The 23103-nt window shown below is 54.9% G+C and carries 24 protein-coding genes and 1 other annotated feature; of the genes, 15 read left to right on the top strand and 9 right to left on the bottom strand.

The genetic code is table 11. The features are described from left to right. Positions 1–4 precede the first annotated feature (4 nt). From trpCF to trpL, 4 genes are all read right to left on the bottom strand, one after another. Positions 5–1363, bottom strand: a complete 1359-nt coding sequence (gene trpCF, locus SP99_RS12660; RefSeq protein ID WP_047958828.1) for a bifunctional indole-3-glycerol-phosphate synthase TrpC/phosphoribosylanthranilate isomerase TrpF — start codon at positions 1361–1363, stop codon at positions 5–7. Positions 1364–1366: 3 nt separating this feature from the next. Then, positions 1367–2962, bottom strand: a complete 1596-nt coding sequence (gene trpD, locus SP99_RS12655) for a bifunctional anthranilate synthase glutamate amidotransferase component TrpG/anthranilate phosphoribosyltransferase TrpD (protein WP_047958827.1) — start codon at positions 2960–2962, stop codon at positions 1367–1369. Further along, positions 2962–4524, bottom strand: coding sequence for an anthranilate synthase component 1 (locus SP99_RS12650; protein WP_047958826.1), 1563 nt, complete (start codon positions 4522–4524; stop codon positions 2962–2964). The genes trpD and SP99_RS12650 overlap by 1 nt, the downstream gene beginning before the upstream one ends. Before the next feature lie 23 nt (positions 4525–4547). After that, positions 4548–4642: a sequence feature (Trp leader region), on the bottom strand. Further along, positions 4619–4663: a trp operon leader peptide gene (gene trpL / locus SP99_RS25350; RefSeq protein WP_106993556.1), complete on the bottom strand. Its 45-nt coding sequence runs from the start codon at positions 4661–4663 to the stop codon at positions 4619–4621. (Overlaps the previous feature by 24 nt.) A 127-nt stretch (positions 4664–4790) precedes the next feature. On the opposite strand from trpL, the gene rnm reads away from it, so the two are divergent. From rnm to rluB, 3 genes are all read left to right on the top strand, one after another. After that, positions 4791–5684 (top strand): RNase RNM, encoded by an 894-nt coding sequence (gene rnm, locus SP99_RS12645; RefSeq protein ID WP_071994025.1) that lies wholly within the window; start codon positions 4791–4793, stop codon positions 5682–5684. Continuing rightward, complete coding sequence (locus SP99_RS12640; RefSeq protein ID WP_025756578.1) at positions 5681–6301, top strand: L-threonylcarbamoyladenylate synthase; 621 nt, start codon at positions 5681–5683, stop codon at positions 6299–6301. The genes rnm and SP99_RS12640 overlap by 4 nt, the downstream gene beginning before the upstream one ends. 96 nt (positions 6302–6397) lie before the next feature. Then, a complete protein-coding gene (rluB, locus tag SP99_RS12635) occupies positions 6398–7273 on the top strand; it encodes a 23S rRNA pseudouridine(2605) synthase RluB (RefSeq protein WP_025756579.1) in 876 nt (291 codons plus the stop codon). A gap of 35 nt (positions 7274–7308) precedes the next feature. Here rluB and cobO read toward each other — a convergent pair whose 3' ends face one another. Continuing rightward, positions 7309–7899: a cob(I)yrinic acid a,c-diamide adenosyltransferase gene (gene cobO, locus SP99_RS12630; protein ID WP_047958825.1), complete on the bottom strand. Its 591-nt coding sequence runs from the start codon at positions 7897–7899 to the stop codon at positions 7309–7311. Next, positions 7896–8657: a YciK family oxidoreductase gene (locus SP99_RS12625; protein WP_045285942.1), complete on the bottom strand. Its 762-nt coding sequence runs from the start codon at positions 8655–8657 to the stop codon at positions 7896–7898. Before SP99_RS12625 ends, cobO begins: the two co-directional genes overlap by 4 nt. Before the next feature lie 251 nt (positions 8658–8908). Between SP99_RS12625 and sohB the strand changes: the two genes are divergently transcribed. Further along, positions 8909–9955: a protease SohB gene (gene sohB, locus SP99_RS12620; protein WP_047958824.1), complete on the top strand. Its 1047-nt coding sequence runs from the start codon at positions 8909–8911 to the stop codon at positions 9953–9955. Between the two features lie 34 nt (positions 9956–9989). Here the strand turns inward: sohB and SP99_RS12615 are convergent, their stop codons facing one another. Beyond that, entirely contained in the window at positions 9990–10241 is a 252-nt protein-coding gene (locus SP99_RS12615) for a YciN family protein (RefSeq protein WP_003856804.1), read from the bottom strand. 399 nt (positions 10242–10640) lie between these two features. On the opposite strand from SP99_RS12615, the gene topA reads away from it, so the two are divergent. The 6 genes from topA to acnA all read left to right on the top strand — a co-directional run bounded on the left by topA (position 10641) and on the right by acnA (position 18124). Further along, positions 10641–13238, top strand: a complete 2598-nt coding sequence (gene topA, locus SP99_RS12610; RefSeq protein ID WP_025756584.1) for a type I DNA topoisomerase — start codon at positions 10641–10643, stop codon at positions 13236–13238. 187 nt (positions 13239–13425) lie between these two features. Beyond that, on the top strand, positions 13426–14400 hold the full coding sequence (cysB, locus tag SP99_RS12605) for an HTH-type transcriptional regulator CysB (protein WP_006175683.1): 975 nt from the start codon (positions 13426–13428) through the stop codon (positions 14398–14400). 336 nt (positions 14401–14736) lie between these two features. Next, a complete protein-coding gene (locus SP99_RS23180) occupies positions 14737–14877 on the top strand; it encodes a YmiA family putative membrane protein (protein WP_216689425.1) in 141 nt (46 codons plus the stop codon). Between the two features lie 2 nt (positions 14878–14879). Continuing rightward, positions 14880–15050 carry a hypothetical protein gene (locus SP99_RS24910; protein WP_053060153.1) on the top strand — a complete coding sequence of 57 codons (171 nt, stop codon included), beginning with the start codon at positions 14880–14882 and terminating at the stop codon, positions 15048–15050. Between the two features lie 137 nt (positions 15051–15187). Next, complete coding sequence (gene ymiC / locus SP99_RS25055; RefSeq protein WP_032672427.1) at positions 15188–15286, top strand: small membrane protein YmiC; 99 nt, start codon at positions 15188–15190, stop codon at positions 15284–15286. 162 nt (positions 15287–15448) lie between these two features. Further along, positions 15449–18124, top strand: coding sequence for an aconitate hydratase AcnA (gene acnA / locus SP99_RS12600; RefSeq protein ID WP_047958823.1), 2676 nt, complete (start codon positions 15449–15451; stop codon positions 18122–18124). A gap of 34 nt (positions 18125–18158) precedes the next feature. On the opposite strand, the gene ribA is transcribed toward acnA, so the two are convergent. Continuing rightward, positions 18159–18749, bottom strand: coding sequence for a GTP cyclohydrolase II (ribA, locus tag SP99_RS12595; protein ID WP_008501210.1), 591 nt, complete (start codon positions 18747–18749; stop codon positions 18159–18161). Between the two features lie 197 nt (positions 18750–18946). Here ribA and pgpB point away from each other — a divergent pair, with 197 nt between their 5' ends. From pgpB to yciH, 5 genes are all read left to right on the top strand, one after another. Then, on the top strand, positions 18947–19714 hold the full coding sequence (gene pgpB / locus SP99_RS12590) for a phosphatidylglycerophosphatase B (RefSeq protein ID WP_047958822.1): 768 nt from the start codon (positions 18947–18949) through the stop codon (positions 19712–19714). A gap of 148 nt (positions 19715–19862) precedes the next feature. Next, a complete protein-coding gene (locus SP99_RS12585; protein ID WP_025756587.1) occupies positions 19863–20171 on the top strand; it encodes a LapA family protein in 309 nt (102 codons plus the stop codon). A 6-nt stretch (positions 20172–20177) separates the two neighbouring features. Further along, a complete protein-coding gene (gene lapB / locus SP99_RS12580; protein ID WP_025756588.1) occupies positions 20178–21347 on the top strand; it encodes a lipopolysaccharide assembly protein LapB in 1170 nt (389 codons plus the stop codon). 186 nt (positions 21348–21533) lie between these two features. Beyond that, complete coding sequence (gene pyrF, locus SP99_RS12575) at positions 21534–22274, top strand: orotidine-5'-phosphate decarboxylase (protein ID WP_047959818.1); 741 nt, start codon at positions 21534–21536, stop codon at positions 22272–22274. Further along, complete coding sequence (gene yciH / locus SP99_RS12570) at positions 22271–22597, top strand: stress response translation initiation inhibitor YciH (RefSeq protein ID WP_047958821.1); 327 nt, start codon at positions 22271–22273, stop codon at positions 22595–22597. The genes pyrF and yciH overlap by 4 nt, the downstream gene beginning before the upstream one ends. Before the next feature lie 105 nt (positions 22598–22702). Here yciH and osmB read toward each other — a convergent pair whose 3' ends face one another. Beyond that, the gene (gene osmB, locus SP99_RS12565) at positions 22703–22921 is read right to left on the bottom strand and encodes an osmotically-inducible lipoprotein OsmB (RefSeq protein WP_008501216.1); all 219 of its coding nucleotides are present in this window, start codon (positions 22919–22921) and stop codon (positions 22703–22705) included. Positions 22922–23103: the final 182 nt, after the last annotated feature.

The following is a 23103-nucleotide window of genomic DNA, read 5'->3' as shown; positions in this document are numbered from 1 at the left end:
TTCCTTAATATGCACGCAGAGTTTTAAATACGGAGGCCAGTTTGCTGGCATCTTTTATGCCGGGCTGGGACTCTACGCCTGAATTGAAATCGAGGCCCGCACAGCCCATTTTGGCGGCTTCCACGCAGTTATCCGGGCTTAAACCTCCCGCCAGCAGGACGTTGTCCAGCTTTTCACCGTTCAGCAGTGACCAGTCAAATCGCTGGCCCGTGCCGCCCTGGCCGTTGTCGAGGACGTATTTGTCCACATGGCTCAGGTTTCGCGCGGGTAACGTCTTATCGACGCGTTGTGCTTTCCAGATTTGCACCTGCGGTGCCAGCGCGGCGCGCAGGTCATTGATATACGCCTGATCCTCATCACCGTGGAGCTGTACCGCGCTCAGCGATAACGCGTCGGTTTTCGCCGCAACCTCGGCGATGTCCGCATTACGGAAGACGCCGACATAGCTGAGTGGAGCCGCGGCTATCACCTTACGCGCCTGCTCTTCGCTTATCGCGCGCGGGGAGGTCTCCACAAAAATCAGTCCACCATAAATGACGCCCGCTTCATAGGCGGCCTGGGCGTCCTGCTCGCGGGTTAAGCCGCACACTTTGTTTTCACCGAGCAGCACGCGACGCACTGCCGCATTGAGATCGTCATGCGCCATCAGGGCGGAGCCAATCAGAAAACCGTTGGCAAAGTGGCTCAGCTCGCGCACCTGAGCGTAGCTGTTAATGCCAGACTCGCTGATAACGGTTACGCCGGAACCCAGACGCGGCGCCAGCTGGCGCGTGCGGTTGAGGTCGATGGACAGATCGCGCAGGTCGCGGTTGTTAATCCCGACCACTTTGGCCCCGAGCGCGATGGCGCGTTCCAGCTCCTCTTCGTTGCTTACTTCGGTCAGCACGCCCATGTTCAGGCTGTGGGCCACGGCAGCAAGCTGGCGATACTGTTCGTCATCCAGAACCGAGAGCATCAGCAGGCAGGCATCCGCCTGATAGAAACGCGCCAGCCAGATCTGATACGGGTCAATAATAAAGTCTTTGCACAGGATCGGCTGCGGCGCGATGCCGCTGACGATCGGCAGAAAATCGAAGCTTCCCTGGAAATATTTCTCATCCGTCAGCACGGAGATAGCGGACGCATGATGCTTATAAATACCGGCAATACGTGCCGGGTCGAAATCGTCACGGATAACGCCTTTAGACGGGGACGCTTTTTTGCACTCAAGAATAAATGCGGTGCGCGCACCCTGCAGGGCGTCATAGAAACGACGGCTGCTCGGAACGACGTCATTCTGAAAACTGGCAAGCGGCTGCTGTTGCTTGCGGGCTTCCACCCAGATGGCCTTATCGGCAACGATTTTCGCTAAAACGGTCTGCATTCTTTACCCTCTTGCCGCAAGTGCGGTAACGCGATCGTAAGCTGCACCGGAGCGCAGTACATCCAGAACTTTTTGAACGTTGGCCTTCAGGTCTTCCTCGCCGTGCAAACGCATCAGCATGGCGACGTTGGCAGCAACGGCGGCCTCATGGGCGACCTCTCCCTTACCTTGTAATAAGCGCGTCAGAATGTCACGGTTTTCTTCCGGCGTACCGCCTGCCAGCGCCTCCTGGTGATACGGGGTTAAACCAAAGTCTGCGGCTTCCAGCTGGTAGCTCAGGATTTCGCCGTCACGCAGTTCGGCCACCAGCGTAGGGGCATGCAGCGACACTTCATCCATCCCGCCGCTGTGTACTACGGCAGCCCGTTGATAACCGAGCACGCGCAGCGTCTCAGCAATCGGCAGAACCAGCTCCGGGCTGTAGACGCCAATCAGCGCCAGTGGCGGGTGCGCCGGGTTGATCAGTGGACCGAGCACGTTAAACAGCGTGCGGGTTTTGAGCTGCTGACGAACCGGCATCGCGTGGCGGAAACCGGTGTGGTATTTCGGCGCAAACAGGAAGCAAACGCCCAGGTCATCCAGCGATTCACGGGAACGTTCGGCGTTCATATCGAGATTAATGCCGAATGCCGCGAGCAAATCCGACGATCCGGAGCGGCTGGAAACGCTGCGGTTACCGTGTTTCGCCACTTTTAAACCACACGCCGCCGCCACAAAGGCGCTGGCGGTGGAGATATTGATACTGTTGCTGCCATCACCCCCGGTACCGACGATATCCGCAAACGGATAGTCGGGGCGCGGGAACGGGGCGGCATTTTCCAGCAGGGCCGTGGCGGCGCCCGCGATCTCCTGCGGGCTTTCGCCACGCACTTTCATGCTCACCAGCGCAGCCGCCAGCTGTTCAGGCTTCAGCTCACCGCGAACCACGGCAGAGAAGAGCTGATGGCTCTCCTGCTGGCTCAGGGTTTGTGCCTGGTACAGTTTTTCCAGAATCGGTTGCAGGGTGTTGGTCTGCTCCAGTTTCTGCAACGCCCAGTCCAGGGTCTGTTCCAGCAGACGGGCACCGTGTGAGGTCAGGATCGATTCCGGATGGAACTGCATACCACAGACGCGGTCGGCATCGTGACGCACCGCCATCACCATCCCTTCAAACGAGGCGTTAATGGTCAGCCCGGCAGGAATGTTGCTTCCGACCAGCGAGTGGTAGCGTGCCACCGGGAGCGGGTTCGGCAACCCGGCAAACATTGCCTGGCCGTCATGTTCGATGCTGGACGCTTTACCGTGCAGGATTTCACCCGCCTGGCCGACGTAGCCGCCATAGGCTTCCACAATCGCCTGATGACCGAGGCAGATGCCGATAATCGGCAGCTTGCCGCGCATGCGGGTTAGCAGCTCCGGCATACAGCCCGCTTCACTCGGTGCGCCAGGGCCCGGGGAGAGCATCAGCACCGGGTTTTGCATGGTAGCCAGACGGTCAATCAGGGTCTGTGCCGGGACGTGGTTACGATAGATAACAACGTTATGTCCATTCGCTCGCAGCTGGTCTGCCAGGTTATAGGTAAATGAGTCGATGTTATCGAGCAGCAGAATGTCAGCCATCAGAAAATCTCCTGTGCATGATGTGCGGTAGCAATGGCGCGAAGGACCGCACGCGCTTTACTGCGTGTTTCGTCAGCTTCAGACTGCGGAACAGAATCAAGAACAATCCCGGCACCCGCCTGTACGGTGGCGATACCGTCTTCGACGTAAGCGGAGCGGATAACGATGCAGGTATCCAGATCGCCATGGGCGGTGAAATAGCCCACCGCGCCGCCATAGCTGCCGCGACGACGTCCTTCGGCGGCGGCAATCAGCTGCATGGCGCGCACTTTCGGCGCACCGCTCAGGGTGCCCATGTTCATGCAGGCGCGATAGGCATGCAGCACGTCGAGGTCATGGCGTAACTCACCGACCACGCGGGAGACCAGATGCATGACGAAGGAGTAACGGTCAACTTTGGTCAGGTCCGCCACGTAACGGCTGCCAGGGGTGCAAATGCGGGCCAGATCGTTACGCGCCAGGTCAACCAGCATCAGGTGCTCGGAGAGCTCTTTGTGGTCGGTTCGCATTTCCAGTTCGATGCGGCTGTCGAGATCGCGATCCAGTGAACCGTCTGCGCGACGTCCGCGTGGACGGGTACCGGCGATCGGGTAGATTTCAATCTGGCGGCTGGTGGCGTCGTACTTCAGCGAGCTTTCCGGCGACGCGCCAAACAGGGTGAAATCGTTATCCTGCATAAAGAACATGTACGGGCTTGGGTTGCTCTTTTTCAGCACATCATAGGCCGCCAGCGGCGACGGGCAGGGCAGAGAGAAGCGACGGGAAGGCACCACCTGGAAAATTTCCCCGGCGCGAATCGCTTTTTGCATCTGGCGAACCACGGCACCGTACTGATCGTCGGTCTGGTTAACATCACAGGTCATTTTTTCCACGCGCTGCACCGGCAGCGCAGGCGGCGCTTCGGTCATCTGCTGCTGCAGCTGCATGATGCGGTGTTCGAGACGCTGCTTCTCTGAGGAAGACGGCGTGAACAGGCTTGCCTGAATGCGGGTATATTTTTTCTGATGGTCGATCACCAGCAAGGTTTCAGCCAGATAGAAGCAGTAATCCGGGCAGCGGTTACCCTGTTCGGTTTCTGGCAAATCTTCAAAACCGGCGACCAGGTCGTAAGCAAACAGTCCACCGAAGAACATCGCCTCGCGTTCATCTTCCGGTACAGTGACCAGATTCTGCAGCAGGCGGAAAGCATCAAAGACGGACAGGGAGCAGAGGCGCGCGTCTTCATCCAGCAGCTGGCTGACTGGCGGGAAGTGCAAAATACGCATTTCCGGATGACGTTCATTTTCAATGCCGGCAGGCAGAGTGGCATCCAGCAATGGCAGCAATGACGCACCGTTCTCAGACAGCGCTTTGATGGTCACGGTGCTATCTAACGCCGTAATACGCAGCGCACTGTCGACCAGCAGCAGGCTCTTCAGATCGTCCTTGCTGTCGATATCCGCCGACTCCAGCAGCAGTGTTGCCGGACGGGCACCGCATACCTGATGAAACAGCGCGGTAGGGTTGTGACGATAGACCGCCTCGCAGGTCAGCAGTTCGAGGTGTGGTTTGGCTGTTTGCATTATTGTGTTCTCATTTTCTGTTCAAAAAAAAGCCCGCTTAGTCGCGGGCTGGGTATCTGTTTGCATTTCGCAGACGCGTGACACTGCCCGATAATCAGGAAGTACGCCACCAACCGTGCAGAGTGAAATGTGCTGTCATTTTCAGATACCTTTCTCGTGTGAACTTGCGTACTAGTTAACTAGTTCGATGGCGTGTTGTCAACCCTTGATTTCAGAATTTCGTTTTAAGTCGGTATCATGGTGGTTTCGGATGTCTCCAACCTGTTATGGGAAGTGCTTTGAGCGATACCACCTACGCGATTATTTATGATTTACACAGCCATACTCAGGCCTCTGATGGCCTGCTGACACCCGAAGATCTGGTTCATCGTGCCGTTGAAATGCGCGTCGGCACGCTGGCGATAACCGATCACGATACGACAGATGCCATCCCGGCGGCGCGCGCCGAGATTGCCCGCAGCGGACTGGCGCTGAATCTGGTGCCAGGCGTCGAGATCTCGACGGTCTGGGAAAACCACGAAATTCATATAGTTGGCCTGAACATCGATATAGACCATCCGGCACTTCGGGCCTTTTTGCAAGAACAAAAAGCACGCCGTCATCAGCGTGCTGAGATGATCGGCGAGCGGCTGGAAAAGGCGCATATTCCGGGCGCGCTGGAAGGCGCGCAGAAACTGGCGAACGGCGGGGCGGTCACGCGCGGCCATTTCGCCCGTTTTCTGGTTGAAGCAGGCAAGGCCACGACGATGGCGGATGTCTTTAAAAAGTATCTTGCACGGGGGAAAACCGGATACGTTCCGCCGCAGTGGTGTACAATAAAACAAGCTATTGATGTGATTCATCATTCTGGCGGTAAGGCCGTGCTGGCTCATCCGGGGCGGTATAATCTTTCTGCTAAATGGCTGAAAAGGCTGCTGGCGCACTTTGCCGAATGCGGTGGGGAAGCGATGGAAGTCGCCCAGTGTCAGCAGGCGCCCAATGAGCGTGCGCAGCTCGCGACCTATGCGCGTCAGTTCGGCCTGCTTGGGTCGCAGGGGTCTGATTTCCACCAGCCCTGCGCCTGGATTGAACTGGGGCGCAAGCTCTGGTTGCCCGCAGGCGTTGAGCCGGTCTGGCAGCTCTGGGAACAGCCGCAGCAAATTGAAGAGAGGGAAGTATGAGTCAGTTTTTCTATATCCATCCGGATAACCCGCAGCCGCGCCTGATTAATCAGGCCGTGGAGATCGTCCGCAAAGGCGGCGTGATTGTCTACCCAACCGATTCAGGCTATGCGCTGGGCTGCAAAATTGAAGATAAAGGGGCGATGGAGCGTATTTGCCGCATTCGCCAACTGCCGGACGGCCATAACTTTACCCTGATGTGCCGCGATCTCTCCGAGTTGTCGACCTATGCTTATGTCGATAACGTGGCGTTTCGCCTGATCAAGAACAACACGCCGGGTAATTACACCTTCATCCTGAAAGGGACCAAAGAAGTGCCGCGTCGTCTGTTACAGGAAAAACGTAAAACCATCGGTATGCGCGTGCCGTCGAACCCGATAGCGCAGGCGCTGCTGGAAACCCTCGGCGAGCCGATGCTTTCGACCTCACTGATGCTGCCGGGAAGTGAGTTTACGGAGTCGGATCCGGAAGAGATTAAAGATCGTCTGGAGAAGGTCGTTGAGCTGATTATTCACGGTGGCTATCTCGGACAACAGCCAACCACCGTGGTTGACTTAACCGAAGACACGCCGGAAGTGATTCGTGAAGGCGTGGGCGATGTAAAGCCTTTCTTGTAATGGTATAAGCAGATATACTACGCGGCCATCAAAGCAGGGCGCGGCCCTTTTTTGACCTGATTCGACGCCTGTGAAGGCGACACCTGAGGAAGCTCAATGAGCGAGAAGTTACAGAAAGTGCTGGCGCGTGCCGGCCACGGCTCGCGCCGTGAAATCGAAGCCATTATTGAAGCGGGCCGCGTGAGTGTGGACGGTAAAATCGCCACGCTGGGTGACCGCGTAGAAATCGTACCGGGGCTGAAGATCCGTATCGACGGTCATCTTATCTCCGTGAAAGAGTCCGCTGAGCAGATCTGCCGCGTGCTGGCTTACTATAAGCCGGAAGGCGAGCTGTGCACCCGCAACGACCCGGAAGGTCGCCCGACGGTGTTTGACCGTCTGCCAAAACTGCGTGGCGCTCGCTGGATTGCCGTCGGTCGTCTGGACGTGAACACCTGCGGTCTGCTGCTGTTTACCACCGACGGTGAGCTGGCAAACCGTCTGATGCACCCAAGCCGTGAAGTGGAACGTGAATACGCCGTGCGTGTCTTTGGCCAGGTTGATGAAAATAAACTACGCGATCTGTCGCGTGGCGTTCAGCTGGAAGACGGTCCTGCGGCGTTCAAAACCATCAAATTTACCGGTGGGGAAGGCATTAACCAGTGGTACAACGTAACCCTGACCGAAGGCCGTAACCGCGAGGTGCGTCGTCTTTGGGAAGCGGTCGGCGTCCAGGTTAGCCGTCTGATCCGCGTTCGCTACGGTGATATTCTGCTGCCAAAAGGTCTGCCTCGTGGGGGGTATACCGAACTGGATCTGACGCAAACGAACTATCTTCGTGAGCTGGTCGGCCTGACGCCAGAAACCACCTCGAAGGTGGCGGTGGAGAAAGATCGTCGTCGCATGAAGGCGAATCAGATCCGTCGTGCGGTGAAACGTCATAGCCAGGTGAACAGTAATCGCCGCGCCGGCAGCCGCAATAACAACGGTTAAAAACAGAAGCCCGGTCACAGTGACCGGGCTTTTTTTTAGTAATCAATCCCTATTTGCGCTTTGATACCTGCGTCAAAGGCATGCTTTACCGGACGCAGTTCGCTGACGGTATCGGCCAGCTCCAGAATATCCCGATGACAGCCGCGCCCCGTGATGATGACCGTCTGATGGACAGGCCGGTTCTTGAGGGCAGTTAGTACGGCGTCCAGCGGCAGATAGTCGTAGGCGACCATGTAGGTGATCTCATCCAGCAGAACCATATTCAGTGTGGGATCGGTCAGCATTCTTTTTGCGTGCTCCCAGACGGCGAGACAGGCTGCGGTATCGGTTTCCCGGTTCTGGGTGTTCCATGTAAACCCGGTCGCCATTACCTGAAACTCTACGCCGTGAGGCTCAAGCAAGTTGCGCTCACCGTTGGGCCACTCGCCTTTAATAAACTGGATAACGCCGACTTTCTGCCCGTGTCCGACCGCACGGGTGGCGGTACCAAACGCGGCGGTGGTTTTTCCTTTACCGTTGCCGGTAAAAACGATGACGATCCCGCGCTCGTCCTGCGCGGCCGCGATGCGAGCGTCAACCTGTTCTTTCAGCCGCTGCTGGCGTTGCTGATGGCGTTCTTCACTCATTGCGAAATTCCCGGCTTACGGCCCGGCTGGGCGTCAAAGGTCATCCCGGTTTTGCGGCGACTGTCGTCACCCATCAGCCAGAGATAAAGCGGCATGATATCGGCCGGGGTTTTCAGCTTCTGCGGATCTTCACTCGGGAAGGCGCTGGCGCGCATTTTGGTGCGCGTTCCACCCGGATTAATGCAGTTTACGCGCAGATGACGGCTCTGATACTCCTCCGCCAGTACCTGCATCATGCCTTCGGTCGCGAATTTTGATACGGCATAGGCGCCCCAGTTCGCGCGCCCCTCCCGGCCAACGCTGGAAGAGGTGAACACCAGTGAGCCAGAATCCGATTTGAGTAATAAAGGAAGCAGTGCCTGGGTCAGGAAAAACGTCCCGTTGACGTTGACCTGCATGACCTCCTGCCAGATCGCGGGATCCTGTTCATCCATCGGGCGAACCTCTCCAAGCAAACCGGCATTGTGCAGTACGCCGTCCAGTCTCGGGTAGTGCGTGCTGATGCGGTGAGCCAGCTCCTGACATGTCGCGGGGGTACAGGTGAGCAGATCCAGCGTGTACCAGCGGGCAGGAAGGCCACCTGCGGCTTCAATCTCCTGCGCCACCCCTTTCAGTTTTTCTTCGTTACGGCCGGTCAGGATGACGCTCGCGCCATACTCAGCGTAGGTCAGCGCCGCTTCACGGCCAATCCCATCGCTGGCCCCGGTGACAAGGATGATGCGGTTCTGCAGCAGATTTTTTTGCGGTTGATAATGCACGGTGACTCCTCGGCGCACAGTGACTCAAAGACGCCTTCTTTTATGACTTTTCGGCTTTATGCCCGAATTAGCATGAGAATTCAATCAGTCTACAGGACGCATTACTGTAAAATTAACAATTTGCAAATATTTAAACTCCAGACCGGGGATTCCTGAAGGCGGCTCGCAGAGGTAATGTCACGAGCGAGACGCATGGGCAGGGCTGTTGTACACTGCCGTGAAAGATTCGTGGTTAAATCAAGGTGGAACGCGTGGAATTACTTTCTCAATATGGGTTGTTTTTGGCCAAAATCGCAACGGTGGTGATTGCCATTGCGGTGGTTGCCGTTCTGATTGTTAACCTGACGCAACGCAAGCGTCAGCGTGGGGAGTTACGCATCACCCGCCTGAGCGAGCAGTATCAAGAGATGCAGGAAGAGATGTCTCTGGCTCTGCTGGATACGCATCAACAGAAACTGTGGCACAAAGCGCAGAAGAAAAAGCATAAACAGGAAGCCAAAGCGGCGAAAGCAAAAGCTAAGCTCAATGCACCGCAGGATAAGGTCACGCCACGGGTTTACGTGCTCGATTTTAAAGGCAGCATGGATGCGCATGAAGTCGCGTCTTTGCGCGAAGAGGTCACTGCCGTGCTGGCCGTGGCGACACCGCAGGATCAGGTTATCGTGCGTCTTGAAAGCCCGGGTGGCGTGGTTCACGGTTACGGACTGGCGGCGTCACAGCTGCAGCGTTTGCGTGAAAAACAGATCCCATTGACCGTGGCCGTGGATAAAGTGGCGGCGAGCGGTGGCTATATGATGGCCTGCGTGGCGGATAACATTGTTGCCGCGCCGTTCGCCATTATTGGCTCGATTGGCGTGGTCGCGCAAATCCCGAACTTTAACCGCTTCCTGAAAAATAAAGAGATTGATATCGAACTTCACACGGCGGGTCAGTACAAACGTACCCTGACGCTGCTGGGGGAAAACACGGAAGAAGGGCGTCAAAAATTCCGTGAGGATCTCAATGAAACGCATCACCTGTTTAAAGATTTTGTGCACCGTATGCGCCCGACGCTGGATATCGAACAGGTGGCAACGGGTGAGCACTGGTACGGCGTCCAGGCGCTGGAGAAAGGGCTGGTGGATGCCGTTGGCACCAGTGACGATTTGCTGCTCAACCTGATGGACGGCCGTGAGCTGGTTGGGGTGCGCTTTACCCAGCGTAAGCGACTGCTTGACCGCTTTACCAACAGCGCGGCAGAGAGTGCGGACCGCCTGCTGCTCCGCTGGCTACAACGCGGGCAGAAACCGCTGCTGTAAACAAAAACGCGAGGCCTGTGCCTCGCGTTTTGCGTTAATCGACCAGGTGATATTTCTCTGAAAGCGTATGCGCCAGGTATTTAAACATGTTAAACACGGCGGTGCTTTTCGGGGTCGGTAACCCCTGTTCGTCAAGGAAGTATTCACCGCTGAACACCAGCACGCCATTACGCTGCTCTACGCCGGTGGCTTCAATGCCCGCCAGCGTGTCTTCATGGTCACGGATAAGCTTGTTTGCTTCGATAAGCAGAGAGGCTCGGTCAATGGGTTGGGTCGTATTCTGCATAATCCACTCCTTAAACAGTGACAATAGTCTACGCCGGGGGCGCTTTGGGGGCAAATTTTCCCTGTATTGTGAGGGGATAAGGTACGGGGGCCTGGCTGGCAGGATTTGCTTTTGCATGCTAATAAAGTTGCGTAACGAATTTTATCAGGTAGAGTGTGCGCTTTCGTCATTCTGGCAACAGAATTGCTTGACATTCAACCGGGAATTCGTCACGAATTACACGAGATGTGAGAAAAATACCCGAGAACTCAATCACCTGGGCGTGTTTTCTTTGATGCCCGGTAAGACAAAGGGGTTGATATCTCCTGACGCAGTCGCAATATCATTGGCTCGTCGTCAGCGGAAGGGAAATCAACGTGCGGCGTATTCCTGGAAGAATTAAATTAGGTAAAGGTGAATATGGGTAAAGCTCTCGTCATCGTTGAGTCCCCGGCAAAAGCCAAAACGATCAATAAGTATCTGGGTAATGACTACGTGGTTAAGTCCAGCGTCGGTCATATCCGCGATTTGCCGACCAGTGGCTCAGCCAGCAAAAAGAGCGCAGACTCTACCTCCACCAAAGGGGCTAAAAAGCCTAAAAAGGATGAACGTAGCGCGCTTGTCAACCGCATGGGTGTTAACCCATGGCATAACTGGGATGCACACTATGAAGTGCTGCCAGGAAAAGAAAAAGTCGTTAACGAACTGAAGCAGCTGGCTGAAAAAGCAGACCACATCTATCTCGCAACCGACCTTGACCGCGAAGGGGAGGCCATTGCATGGCACCTGCGGGAAGTGATCGGGGGCGATGACAAACGCTACAGCCGTGTAGTGTTTAACGAAATTACGAAGAATGCGATTCGTCAGGCGTTTGAGAAGCCGGGCGAGCTGAATATTGACCGTGTCAACGCCCAGCAGGCGCGTCGTTTTATGGACCGCGTTGTGGGCTATATGGTCTCTCCACTGTTGTGGAAGAAGATTGCCCGTGGCCTGTCCGCAGGACGCGTGCAATCTGTTGCCGTGCGCCTGGTCGTTGAGCGTGAGCGCGAAATTAAAGCCTTCGTGCCGGAAGAGTTCTGGGAAGTGGACGCCAGCGTGACCACGCCGGGCGGAGACGCGCTGCCGCTGCAGGTCAGCCATCAGAACGACAAGCCTTTCCGTCCAGAAAACCGCGACCAGACCATGGCCGCCGTGGCGCTGCTGGAAAAGGCTCGCTATCAGGTACTGGAACGCGAAGACAAACCGACCAGCAGTAAGCCTGGGGCGCCGTTTATTACCTCCACGCTGCAACAGGCGGCAAGTACCCGTCTGGGTTACGGCGTGAAGAAAACCATGATGATGGCCCAGCGCCTGTATGAAGCGGGTTACATCACCTATATGCGTACTGACTCAACTAACCTGAGCCAGGATGCGGTTAACATGGTGCGTGGCTATATCAGTGACAATTTCGGCAAGAAATACCTGCCGGAAACTGCCAACCAGTTCGCCAGCAAAGAGAATTCCCAGGAAGCGCACGAAGCAATTCGTCCTTCTGATGTCTCTGTGTTAGCCGAATCGCTGAAGGATATGGAAGCGGACGCGCAGAAGCTGTATCAGCTGATCTGGCGTCAGTTCGTGGCGTGTCAGATGACGCCAGCGCAGTACGATTCCACCACGCTGACCGTCGGCGCGGGGGATTTCCGTCTCAAGGCGCGCGGTCGCATCCTGCGCTTCGACGGCTGGACGAAAGTGATGCCCGCGCTGCGTAAAGGCGATGAAGACCGGACGCTGCCTGCGGTGAACAAAGGGGACGAACTCTCTCTGGTCGAGCTGATCCCGGCTCAGCACTTCACCAAACCACCTGCGCGCTTTAGCGAAGCCTCGCTGGTAAAAGAGCTGGAAAAACGCGGTATTGGCCGTCCGTCAACCTACGCGTCCATCATCTCGACAATTCAGGACCGTGGTTACGTACGCGTTGAAAACCGTCGTTTCTATGCGGAAAAAATGGGGGAGATCGTCACCGATCGCCTGGAAGCCAACTTCCGCGAGTTGATGAACTACGATTTCACCGCGCAAATGGAAGACAGCCTCGATCAGGTTGCCAGCCATCAGGCAGAGTGGAAAAAAGTACTCGATAGCTTCTTCAGTGACTTTACCGATCAGCTTGAAAAAGCGGAGAAAGATCCTGAAGAGGGCGGCATGCTGCCTAACCAGATGGTCCTGACCAGCATCGACTGCCCAACCTGTGGCCGCAAGATGGGGATTCGCACCGCAACGACGGGTGTATTCCTCGGCTGCTCCGGCTATGCGCTGTCGCCAAAAGAGCGCTGCAAAACCACCATCAACCTGGTGCCTGAGAATGAAGTTCTTAACGTGCTGGAAGGTGATGATGCAGAAACCAACGCCCTGCGTGCCAAACGCCGCTGCAAAAAATGCGGCACGGCAATGGACAGCTACCTGATCGATCCAAAACGTAAATTGCACGTCTGCGGTAACAACCCAACGTGTGACGGCTATGAGATCGAAGAGGGTGAGTTCCGCATTAAAGGCTATGACGGTCCGATTGTGGAGTGCGAGAAGTGTGGTTCTGAAATGCATCTGAAAATGGGGCGTTTCGGTAAGTACATGGCGTGCACCAACGACGAGTGTAAAAACACGCGCAAAATTCTGCGTAACGGTGAAGTGGCTCCGCCGAAGGAAGACCCGGTTCCGTTGCCAGAGTTACCGTGTGAGAAATCCGATGCCTATTTCGTGCTGCGTGACGGCGCTGCAGGGGTTTTCCTTGCAGCCAACACGTTCCCGAAATCGCGCGAAACCCGCGCGCCGCTGGTGGAAGAGTTACACCGTTTCCGCGATCGTCTGCCTGAGAAACTGCGTTACCTGGCCGATGCGCCTCAGCAGGATCCGGAAGGCAACAAAACCGTGGTACGTTTTAGCCGTAAAACGAAGCAGCAGTATGTGGCGGCAGAGAAAGAGGGTAAAGCGACCGGATGGTCAGCCTTCTTTGTCGATGGCAAATGGGTTGAAGGCAAGAAATAATCTTCCCTTACCGTAACTTACCTGCAAAAGGGCCGGCATTCCGGCCCTTTTTTATTGCCTTGTTATTATTTTTTGTTCCGTACTATACAGTCAGGCTATAAATGATATAGTGGTTATAGTTAACCTGTTTCTTATTATTAAATCGTCTTAAGCGATTGACCGCATGCGCTAAATCGGATGGTCTGGCATGAAATTACAGCAGCTTCGTTATATCGTTGAGGTGGTGAATCACAACCTTAACGTCTCTTCTACCGCCGAGGGGTTGTATACCTCGCAACCGGGTATCAGCAAACAAGTTCGTATGCTGGAGGACGAGTTAGGTATCCAGATATTTGCCCGCAGCGGTAAGCACCTGACACAGGTGACGCCTGCAGGGCAGGAAATCATCCGTATTGCGCGGGAAGTCCTCTCCAAAGTCGATGCGATTAAGTCTGTGGCCGGGGAACACACCTGGCCGGATAAAGGCTCGCTGTATATCGCCACGACGCATACCCAGGCACGCTATGCGCTACCGGGTGTGATTAAGGGCTTTATCGAACGTTATCCTCGCGTCTCGCTGCATATGCATCAGGGCTCGCCAACGCAGATTGCGGAGGCAGTATCGAAGGGTAATGCGGACTTTGCTATCGCAACGGAGGCGCTGCATCTGTATGACGATCTGGTAATGCTTCCATGCTACCACTGGAACCGTTCCATTGTGGTCACCCCTGATCACCCGCTGGCGGGGAAAGGGTCGGTGACGATCGAAGAGCTGGCGCAATATCCTTTAGTGACCTACACGTTTGGTTTTACCGGGCGCTCGGAGCTTGATACGGCGTTTAACCGGGCAGGACTGACGCCGCGTATTGTGTTTACCGCAACCGATGCCGACGTGATTAAGACCTATGTCCGACTGGGGCTGGGGGTGGGCGTCATCGCCAGCATGGCGGTCGATCCGGTGTCAGACCCTGACCTGGTACGCCTTGATGCGCACGATATTTTCAGCCATAGCACCACAAAAATTGGGTTCCGTCGCAGCACCTTCCTGCGTAGCTATATGTATGATTTTATTCAGCGCTTTGCCCCGCATTTAACGCGTGATGTGGTGGATACCGCCGTTGCATTACGCTCTAATGAAGATATTGAAGAGATGTTTAAAGATATCAAACTCCCGGCAAAATAATCACACCCGGTATCTTTCCCCTGCGGAAAGATACCGAAATAACCCCTCAAAGCTAAATTAGAATTATCATCATCTACCCTCCCTGCCATATAATGTCATTAGCCTTTTGTTTTGTGTGGTTTTAATGTCGTGAATTGGCGACAAAAGTAGAAACTATTTTACGGCTTCGCAAATTTTTCTTTTCAATTATTTATTTCTGGTCAAAAGATTGAATATTTCATACCTACCGATGCGTAAATTCACTGGCTTTTCGGCTAAAGTTTCTTTAGGATTTATCTCAACAGATGATTAATTGTACCAATTGTTTGGTCCTAAATGATAAGCGATGTCGATTGTATGAGGTTAGCAATGCCTTCAGGAAGTGAAGAACCGCAAAGGGATCCTGCGCTCAAGCGTAAAGCCTGGCTGGCGGTCTTTCTCGTCTCCGCCCTGTTTTGGGTGGCTGTTGCTCTCCTGGCCTGGAAATATTGGGGTTAAATATGGCAGTGACGGTTCGTACAGCTTCGGTGAAACAGATGTGTCAGCATCGTGACAATGGCCACAGAGGGCGTAAAGCACCGGTGACGGTTGTCCCCGCGTCCTGGAAACTGACGCCGCAGCAGCAAGCGTTTATTGATGTGTTCGCAGAAGACGAACCCAAAAAACAATAATTTACTTTATTGCGTAACGATGCAAATAGTCTGAATAAGACTCTGCACCTTTGTACTCTTTAATAAATACACATCAGCAATATAGCGCTGAGGACAAACCTCGGAACTTTTTATAAATAATGCCTGGTGTCCCTATGATGAATAACATGACGTCTCACAAATACTGGTCATGGATCGGCGTTTTTACCGTGTCGATTCTGTTCTGGAGCCAACTCATCTGGCTGGCCCTAAGCTAAATTGTAAAACCTCGCTACGGCGGGGTTTTTTGTTTCCGCCCTTCTGGACCAGTCCGAAATTTATCAATTTGGGTTGTTATCAAAACGTTACGACATCTTTGTGTTATCTTTAATTACAGCCCTGATGATTGTCGGGACATCTCTGTGATTAAGGAGGAGCTTATGTCGTTAACCCTACGCGAAGCCAGTAAGGACACATTACAGGCAGAAAATAAAACCTGGCATTACTACAGCCTGCCGCTGGCTGCCAGAACGCTTGGGGACATTTCGCGTTTACCCAAGTCATTGAAAGTTTTACTTGAAAATCTCCTGCGCTGGCAGGATGGTGACTCCGTTACCCTCGAAGATATTCAGGCCCTGGCAGGGTGGCTCAAGAATGCCCATGCTGACAGAGAAATCGCCTACCGCCCGGCAAGGGTCCTGATGCAGGACTTTACTGGTGTTCCTGCGGTGGTTGACTTAGCCGCCATGCGCGAGGCCGTTAAGCGTCTCGGAGGGGACACGGCAAAAGTTAATCCACTCTCTCCGGTTGATCTTGTCATTGACCACTCCGTCACCGTAGATCACTTCGGCGATGACGATGCCTTTGGCGAGAACGTCCGTCTGGAAATGGAGCGTAACCACGAGCGTTACGTCTTTCTGAAGTGGGGACAGCAGGCGTTCAGCCGGTTTAGCGTGGTACCGCCAGGAACCGGTATTTGTCACCAGGTGAACCTTGAGTACCTGGGTAAAGCCGTCTGGAGCGAATTACAGGATAAAGAGTGGGTGGCTTACCCGGACACGCTGGTAGGCACGGACTCGCATACCACCATGATCAACGGTCTGGGTGTGCTGGGCTGGGGCGTAGGCGGTATTGAAGCGGAAGCCGCTATGCTCGGCCAGCCGGTCTCTATGCTCATCCCTGATGTGGTGGGCTTCAAGCTGACCGGCAAGTTGTCCGAAGGCATTACCGCCACCGATCTGGTGCTCACCGTCACCCAGATGCTGCGTAAGCATGGCGTGGTGGGCAAGTTTGTTGAATTCTACGGCGACGGACTGGATTCGCTGCCGCTGGCCGACCGCGCCACCATCGCCAATATGGCGCCGGAATATGGCGCGACCTGCGGCTTTTTCCCTATCGATGACGTCACGCTGGAATATATGCGTCTCAGTGGCCGCAGCGAAGAGCAGGTGGCACTGGTAGAGGCGTATACCAAAGCCCAGGGGATGTGGCGAAATCCGGGTGATGAGCCAGTATTTACCAGCACCCTGGAACTGGACATGGGAACGGTAGAGGCGAGCCTCGCCGGGCCTAAACGTCCTCAGGATCGCGTCGCACTGACCGATGTGCCGAAAGCGTTTACCGCCAGCAATGAGCTGGAAGTGAACGTGGCGAAGAAAGACCATCGTCCAGTCGACTATGTTCTGAACGGTCATCAGTATCAGCTTCCGGACGGCGCGGTGGTGATTGCCGCCATTACCTCCTGCACCAACACGTCGAACCCCAGCGTATTGATGGCTGCCGGTTTGCTGGCAAAAAAAGCGGTCGAGCTTGGGCTCAAACCCCAGCCGTGGGTCAAGGCCTCGCTGGCACCGGGCTCCAAGGTGGTGTCGGATTACCTCGCTCAGGCCAAACTGACGCCGTATCTCGACGAACTGGGCTTTAATCTCGTGGGCTATGGCTGTACTACATGTATTGGTAACTCCGGTCCGCTGCCTGAGCCGATTGAAACGGCGATTAAGCAGGGCGACCTGACGGTTGGCGCTGTGCTTTCCGGGAACCGCAACTTTGAAGGGCGCATTCATCCGCTGGTAAAAACCAACTGGCTTGCCTCGCCGCCGCTGGTGGTAGCTTATGCGCTGGCAGGGAATATGAATATCAATCTCGTGACCGATCCGATTGGTCACGATCGCAAGAATGACCCTGTTTATTTGAAAGATATCTGGCCGTCCTCGCGGGAAATCGCGCTGGCCGTTGAAAAGGTCTCCACCGAGATGTTCCGCAAGGAGTATGCGGAAGTCTTTGAAGGCACGCCGGAATGGAAAGCCATTAACGTTGCAGGTTCGGATACCTATGACTGGCAGGATGACTCGACCTATATACGTCTGTCGCCATTCTTTGATGAGATGCTGGCCGAGCCAGCGCCGCTCAAGGATATTCACGGCGCGCGTATCCTGGCGATGCTGGGGGATTCTGTCACGACTGACCATATCTCTCCGGCGGGTAGTATCAAAGCCGATAGCCCTGCAGGCCGGTATCTGCAAAGCCGTGGCGTAGAGCGCCGTGATTTTAACTCCTACGGTTCGCGCCGTGGTAACCATGAAATCATGATGCGCGGCACGTTTGCTAACATCCGTATTCGTAACGAAATGGTACCGGGTGTGGAAGGGGGCATGACGCGTCTTCTGCCGGGAACGGAAGTCGTTTCGATTTATGACGCGGCCGTCAAATATCAGCAGCAAGGTACGCCGCTGGCGGTGATCGCCGGGAAAGAGTACGGTTCTGGCTCAAGCCGTGACTGGGCAGCGAAAGGTCCGCGCCTGCTTGGCGTGCGCGTGGTTATCGCGGAATCGTTCGAACGTATTCACCGGTCGAATCTGATTGGCATGGGGATCCTGCCGCTTGAGTTCCCGCAGGGCGTGACGCGCAAAACCCTGGGCCTGACGGGGGAAGAGCAGATTGACATCAGCGGGCTGCAAAACCTGGCGCCGGGGAAAACGGTGCCGGTGAAATTAACGCGGGCAGACGGGAAAACCGAGGTGGTGGAATGCCGGTGTCGTATTGATACGGCCACCGAGCTGACCTATTACCAGAACGACGGCATTTTACATTATGTGATTCGTAAGATGCTGGACTGATGAAAGAGCCCGGCCTGTGCCGGGCTTTTTTACATCACTCTTTCAGAAGATGGCCCATCTTGGCGGCTTTGGTATCGAGATAGTGGGCGTTTTTCGGGTTACGGCCGACAATCAGCGGAACACGCTCGACGATATTGATCCCCGCTTCGGTCAGGATCTCCACTTTTTTGGGGTTATTGGTCAGCAGTCGAACTTCATCCACGCCCAGCAGTTTGAACATATCGGCACACAGGGTGAAGTCACGCTCATCAGCGGCGAAACCGAGTTGATGATTCGCTTCTACCGTATCGTAGCCCTGGTCCTGAAGCGCGTAAGCGCGAATTTTATTCAGCAGACCAATATTGCGGCCTTCCTGACGGTGATAAAGCAGCACACCACGGCCTTCTTCAGCAATATGAGAGAGGGCCGCTTCCAACTGGAAACCACAATCACAGCGCAGGCTGAACAGTGCATCGCCGGTAAGACACTCCGAATGTACACGGGACAGCACCGGCGTCTGCCCTGAAATGTCGCCATAAACCAGTGCGACATGATCCTGTCCGGTTGCCAGTTCTTCAAATCCGACCATCAGGAAATCGCCCCATGGGGTTGGCAGTTTGGCTTCTGCCACACGTTTAAGCTGCATGTGATTCTCCAGAGTAGGCTGACACGTTTCGTGTCCTGGCCCTGTTTTACTTTCTGTATCTGTTCATTTTGCCACAAGCCCGGCATGTTCGCCTAATGGGCGCCACGCTATATGAACGTTAAACGCACGATCCGACATCTCCACCCGGCGGATAAATTTCAGTTATGATTGTGACGCTTAGCGAAAAAGGAGAAGACATGCTTTCAATCGCCAGACGTACGGCAGCAGGTGCGGCCATTTTACTGATTATGCCTCTGGCCGTATGGGTTTCAGGCTGGATGTGGCAGCCCGGGCACAATACCGCGTGGCTGAAAACGTTATACTGGATTACTGAGACGGTGACCCAGCCGTGGGGAATTATTACTCATGTGCTTCTCTGTGCCTGGTTCCTGTGGTGCCTGCGCTTTCGTCTGCGCGCGGCGCTGATGCTGTTTGCGATCCTCGCGGGAGCGATCGTAATTGGCCAGGGCGTTAAGTCCTGGGTAAAAGATCGCGTTCAGGAGCCGCGACCTTTTGTCGTCTGGCTGGAAAAAGCACATCATATTCCTGTCGATGAGTTCTACACTTTAAAGCGTAAAGATCGCGGGGCGCTGGTAAAGGAACAGCTTTCGGAACAGCAGGATATCCCCAGGTTCTTGCGTAAACACTGGCAAAAAGAGACCGGGTTCGCGTTTCCTTCCGGTCACACCATGTTTGCGGCCAGCTGGGCATTACTGGGGGTCGGGCTGCTTTGGCCACGACGCCGGACGGTCACCATCGCGATTCTGCTGGTCTGGGCAACGGGGGTGATGGGGAGCCGCTTACTGCTGGGGATGCACTGGCCACGGGACCTGGTCGTCGCTACGCTTCTCTCATGGATGCTGGTGACGCTGGCGACCTGGCTTGCTGAACGCTTCTGCGGGCCGCTTACGCCACCGCCAGAAGAGAAACAAGAAATAGCCGAACGGGAGCAAAACGACGCCTGACGGTTGATATTCCGTATTTTGCCCATAAATCCATGACTGGCGCGTCACTTTTTCCGTTTCGCGCCCGTCACTAAAATGGTAGTTTATAAGGCTGATTGCGGTGAGTTGAACACACTTTATTCGCTTGAACCACATAACGGGAAGTAATGTGAAATATTTACTCATTTTCTTACTGGTCTTGGCGATTTTTGTCATTTCAGTCACATTGGGTGCGCAAAACGATCAACAGGTGACGTTTAACTATCTGCTGGCTCAGGGCGAGTATCGTGTATCGAGCCTGCTGGCGGTCTTATTTGCTGCGGGCTTTGCCATCGGCTGGCTGGTTTGCGGTCTGTTCTGGTTGAAAGTCCGTGTCTCTCTTGCGCGCGCTGAACGTAAAATTAAACGACTCGAAAATAACATTGCGCCTGCGTCCGACGTGCCGGAAAGCTCCGGTGTGCCGGTCGTGAAGGAATAATCGACGATGCTGGAGTTGTTGTTTCTGCTTTTGCCTGTCGCCGCAGCTTATGGCTGGTACATGGGCCGCAGAAGTGCGCAACAAACAAAACAGGATGAGGCCAACCGTCTCTCCCGCGACTACGTGGCGGGGGTTAACTTCCTCCTGAGTAATCAACAGGACAAAGCGGTAGACCTGTTCCTCGACATGCTGAAAGAGGATACCGGGACCGTTGAAGCGCATCTCACCTTAGGCAACCTGTTCCGCTCGCGCGGCGAGGTCGATCGCGCCATTCGTATCCACCAGACCCTGATGGAAAGCGCCTCACTGACCTACGAGCAACGCCTCCTCGCCGTACAACAGCTGGGGCGGGATTACATGGCCGCAGGGCTTTACGATCGCGCTGAAGATATGTTCTCGCAGCTGGTGGATGAAACGGATTTCCGCATCGGCGCGCTGCAGCAGCTGTTGCAAATATATCAGGCCACCAGCGACTGGCAGAAAGCCATTGATACGGCCGAACGTCTGGTGAAGCTGGGAAAAGACAAGCAGCGCGTTGAGATAGCCCATTTCTACTGCGAGCTTGCCCTTCAGCAGATGGGCAATGACGACATGGACAAAGCCATGGCGTTGCTGAAGAAAGGGGCCGCCGCAGACCGCAACAGCGCGCGCATCTCCATCATGATGGGGCGTGTCTTTATGGCGAAAGGTGACTACGCCAAAGCCGTTGAAAGCCTGCTGCGGGTGATCGACCAGGACAAAGAGCTGGTCAGTGAAACGCTGGAGATGCTGCAAACCTGTTACCAACAGTTGGGCAAGCAGGAGGAGTGGGTGGCCTTCCTGCGTCGCTGTGTGGAAGAGAATACCGGCGCGACCGCGGAACTGATGCTTTCCGACGTGGTTGAGCAGTATGAGGGGAGTGATACCGCCCAGGTCTATATTACCCGACAGCTGCAGCGTCATCCGACCATGCGGGTTTTCCACAAGCTGATGGATTACCACCTGAACGATGCTGAAGAAGGGCGCGCGAAAGAGAGCCTGATGGTCCTGCGCGACATGGTCGGCGAGCAGGTGCGCAGTAAGCCGCGCTATCGTTGCCAGAAATGTGGTTTCACCGCCTATACGCTCTACTGGCATTGTCCATCATGCCGTGCCTGGTCCACCATTAAGCCTATACGTGGTCTCGACGGACAGTAATTTTTTAAAACGCCTTATTTTAGTTACAACATACTAATGGCTTTAAAACCGCTTCTGGCGCCGTGCGGTTTGTCGGCTTAGCAGAGGGCGCAAATGGATCCTGTCAATTTGCAGCGCCGGCAGGTAGAATGCTCGCCGTTTATCTGTTCCGCGCCGCTGCGCGCCCATAGACGAAAAGGGCTGGTCATGACGTCTGTTACATCCTCCACTTCCCGCGTAATTACCGATTCTCCTGTTGTTGTTGCGCTTGACTACAATAAGCGTGATGCCGCACTGGCGTTTGTCGACGGTATTGACCCTCGCGATTGCCGCCTGAAAGTTGGCAAAGAGATGTTCACGCTGTTTGGACCGCAAATTGTTCGCGATTTGCAACAGCGCGGCTTTGACGTTTTCCTTGACCTCAAATTCCACGATATCCCGAATACCACGGCGCATGCTGTTGCCGCTGCCGCAGAGCTCGGCGTCTGGATGGTCAACGTTCATGCGTCGGGTGGGGCAAGAATGATGACGGCCGCCCGTGAAGCGCTCGTGCCGTTCGGCCAGGATGCACCGTTACTGATTGCGGTGACTGTGCTGACCAGTATGGACGAAAGTGATTTACGCGATCTCGGTGTGACATTGTCACCTGCGGAACAGGCCGAGCGTCTCGCGCGGTTGACGCAACAGTGTGGCCTTGACGGCGTCGTCTGCTCGGCGCAGGAAGCTGTACGTTTCAAGTCTGCACTGGGTCAGGATTTCAAACTCGTCACCCCAGGGATCCGTCCCGCAGGCAGCGACGTTGGCGATCAGCGCCGCATTATGACCCCTGAGCAGGCGCTGGCAGCAGGCGTAGACTACATGGTCATCGGACGTCCGGTTACGCAGTCTGCAAATCCGGCTGAGGCGCTGAAGGCCATCAACGCATCGTTGAAGAAGGGGGCACAATGACCGATTCCAACAGTCGTCTGGTCTACTCAACCGAGAGCGGACGCATAGATGAACCGAAAACGAAAGTGGAGCGTCCGAAGGGGGACGGCATCGTTCGTATCCAACGTCAAACCAGCGGGCGAAAAGGTAAAGGGGTCTGCCTTATCACGGGTATTGACCTGGATGATGCTGCACTGACAACGCTGGCGGCCGAATTGAAAAAGAAATGTGGCTGCGGTGGTGCAGTGAAAGACGGCATTATTGAAATCCAGGGCGATAAGCGCGATCTAATAAAGTCTCTGCTCGAAGCCAAAGGCATGAAAGTCAAACTGGCGGGTGGTTAAAATAAATAAGCCGCGGCAATTGCCGCGGCTCGTTTTATATACGTGCGTAAGTCAGACCTGAAATGCGTTCAAATATCGCAATATCGGGGAAGGCTTATAGAGTAATTATTTGCCAACCTGGTGACCGATAATACCACCGACAGCAGCGCCACCTAATGTACCCAGCGTACTACCATCTGTTAAGACTGCACCACCGAGAGCACCAGCACCGGCACCAATCGCGGTGTTACGGTCACGTTTAGACCAGTTAGAGCATGCGCTCAGGGACATTGCTACAGTGATTGCCAGAACAGCGGCGGCTAATTTTTTGCTGGTTAAGGTCATAATACTTTCTCCTGAATTATCGATTCACGGAAAGATGTACACGTTAAGTATAGACGAATCGAATACTTAAAACCGTTCTCCGTGAAAGCTGGTCGCGCAGGTGTTACGTCATCACGCAGGTGATAGTCACTTCCTGTTATATCGCTAACAGTAATTTTACGACTTTACGCCGGGTTAAACAG

Source organism: Enterobacter sp. BIDMC92 (assembly GCF_001030225.1).
Lineage (GTDB): Bacteria > Pseudomonadota > Gammaproteobacteria > Enterobacterales > Enterobacteriaceae > Enterobacter > Enterobacter sichuanensis.
This window is presented reverse-complemented; position numbering and strand designations above follow the sequence as displayed.

Coding starts and splice junctions, on each gene's coding strand:
- trpCF (WP_047958828.1), bottom strand. CDS start 1,363: ATGCAGACCGTTTTAGCGAAAATCGTTGCCGATAAGGCCATCTGGGTG.
- trpD (WP_047958827.1), bottom strand. CDS start 2,962: ATGGCTGACATTCTGCTGCTCGATAACATCGACTCATTTACCTATAAC.
- SP99_RS12650 (WP_047958826.1), bottom strand. CDS start 4,524: ATGCAAACAGCCAAACCACACCTCGAACTGCTGACCTGCGAGGCGGTC.
- rnm (WP_071994025.1), top strand. CDS start 4,791: ATGGGAAGTGCTTTGAGCGATACCACCTACGCGATTATTTATGATTTA.
- SP99_RS12640 (WP_025756578.1), top strand. CDS start 5,681: ATGAGTCAGTTTTTCTATATCCATCCGGATAACCCGCAGCCGCGCCTG.
- rluB (WP_025756579.1), top strand. CDS start 6,398: ATGAGCGAGAAGTTACAGAAAGTGCTGGCGCGTGCCGGCCACGGCTCG.
- cobO (WP_047958825.1), bottom strand. CDS start 7,899: ATGAGTGAAGAACGCCATCAGCAACGCCAGCAGCGGCTGAAAGAACAG.
- SP99_RS12615 (WP_003856804.1), bottom strand. CDS start 10,241: ATGCAGAATACGACCCAACCCATTGACCGAGCCTCTCTGCTTATCGAA.
- topA (WP_025756584.1), top strand. CDS start 10,641: ATGGGTAAAGCTCTCGTCATCGTTGAGTCCCCGGCAAAAGCCAAAACG.
- cysB (WP_006175683.1), top strand. CDS start 13,426: ATGAAATTACAGCAGCTTCGTTATATCGTTGAGGTGGTGAATCACAAC.
- SP99_RS23180 (WP_216689425.1), top strand. CDS start 14,737: ATGAGGTTAGCAATGCCTTCAGGAAGTGAAGAACCGCAAAGGGATCCT.
- SP99_RS24910 (WP_053060153.1), top strand. CDS start 14,880: ATGGCAGTGACGGTTCGTACAGCTTCGGTGAAACAGATGTGTCAGCAT.
- ymiC (WP_032672427.1), top strand. CDS start 15,188: ATGAATAACATGACGTCTCACAAATACTGGTCATGGATCGGCGTTTTT.
- acnA (WP_047958823.1), top strand. CDS start 15,449: ATGTCGTTAACCCTACGCGAAGCCAGTAAGGACACATTACAGGCAGAA.
- ribA (WP_008501210.1), bottom strand. CDS start 18,749: ATGCAGCTTAAACGTGTGGCAGAAGCCAAACTGCCAACCCCATGGGGC.
- pgpB (WP_047958822.1), top strand. CDS start 18,947: ATGCTTTCAATCGCCAGACGTACGGCAGCAGGTGCGGCCATTTTACTG.
- lapB (WP_025756588.1), top strand. CDS start 20,178: ATGCTGGAGTTGTTGTTTCTGCTTTTGCCTGTCGCCGCAGCTTATGGC.
- pyrF (WP_047959818.1), top strand. CDS start 21,534: ATGACGTCTGTTACATCCTCCACTTCCCGCGTAATTACCGATTCTCCT.
- yciH (WP_047958821.1), top strand. CDS start 22,271: ATGACCGATTCCAACAGTCGTCTGGTCTACTCAACCGAGAGCGGACGC.
- osmB (WP_008501216.1), bottom strand. CDS start 22,921: ATGACCTTAACCAGCAAAAAATTAGCCGCCGCTGTTCTGGCAATCACT.